The sequence below is a fragment of the Rubripirellula obstinata genome, from assembly GCF_001642955.1.
GTDB lineage: Bacteria > Planctomycetota > Planctomycetia > Pirellulales > Pirellulaceae > Rubripirellula > Rubripirellula obstinata.
The window spans coordinates 1-1,389 of record NZ_LWSK01000286.1 but is presented as its reverse complement, the minus strand read 5'-3'; the positions used below and the strand labels follow the sequence as shown (position 1 = coordinate 1,389).

General features: G+C 50.6%; 1 protein-coding gene. It reads right to left on the bottom strand.

The window, feature by feature from the left end; translation table 11 throughout:
• A partial coding sequence (locus RC85_RS25835) for a tetratricopeptide repeat protein (RefSeq protein WP_157594108.1) occupies window positions 1–1,344 on the bottom strand: 1,344 nt, incomplete at its 3' end.
• Between the last annotated feature and the right edge of the window lie 45 nt (window positions 1,345–1,389).

Genomic DNA, 1,389 nt, shown 5'->3' with positions numbered 1-1,389 from the left:
CATCCTTGTTATATCCTCGTGATCGCCATCGGCTGCGATCAAGTACCACTGCAAGGCTTCCGCAGCGTCGCCCTGTCGGTCGTGGCAGTCGCCCAAAAAGAATGCTGCTTCAGGTTCTGCAAACCCATTTTCGATAGCCGTGAGATAGAGCTCGATCGCTTTCTCAGTGTCGCCAGTCATGTGGGCTGCATGCGCGTACCAGAATGAAGCCCACCTGTCGGTTGGGTCTTCTTCAGATTCGATTTTGTAGTACTTCAGCAGCTCCTGTCCGCCAGCACGGATCGGCGGAGGAGGAACGTTCCAGCTTTCGAGGCGAATACCAGACACGCTAACTTTGCCGCGACCTTTTCGAGACCAAGGCTGGCATATCTCGAATGTATCCCAGGCCCCAACGATATCTTTACTGGTCGACCGACAGACAAATCGATCGTTCCAATAGGCTTCGAAGTACCCGGGAGCAATTCGCAAACGCATCTGATTGGGCTCGTTTTTAACTTCCGTCTCGAAGTAGTAAATGGCAGCTCTGGTGTCTCGCCAACCGAACGAAAACTGTCCTATTTCCCGAAAGTGGCCAGACTTCGTTTTCTTGGTCCGATACAAACGATTGAACCCAAACGTAAACGGAGCCCCGTCGAAATTCATCGCGGTTACTGACGGTGTAAAGTGAGTCGCCAATCCCTTGTGTCCGGTGTCGTAAGGAAACTTGAGATCGAATTCGATCACCTTGGATTTACCTTTTGAGTTTACAAGGCTCCGCAGCGACATGTGTTTCAATGAGTCCACTGTGTCAATCGACACCGAGCTGTTTGACTCTCTGGTGAACTGAGACCTGTCATCACAAGCCCAGAAAGAGAGCGATTCGTCGAACGGCATGATCGCGCTCATTCCGAGCGCAAATTCACTTTCAAACTGCAGCTTGTCACGAATGGTTCGAAGCCAGTTGACTGCGTACTCGTTCTCAATTTGTTCCATTAACTCAGAACATTGATCCACGATTTCCGATTTTTGCTCAGCAGTAACTTCTTCCTCGCTCGCAGTCGCAATCTCCTGAATTTTCTGGCACTCTTCCGCCTTCTCACTACAAAGTGCGAATGCCTTGCCGCGAAGCAATCCGTACGAACCAACCCGCATCAGTGCCAACGCTGCAATATCGGCATCGTCGCCGAGCTGTTCGAAACCGTCACATGCCAATTCATGCAATCCACCCCTCGCCGCAGCGATCACCTTAAGTGTCAGCAGATAATTTTCTTCGCGTTTGGCAAGGTTGATTCCCTGGTCCAACGGATGATTGATCATCCCATCGAATGCCTTAACCGCACATTTTGCGACCTCGGGTTTGGCCATGAAAGTTTCCGATAGTCCCTGGTTCACATATCGAAAAACAATGTC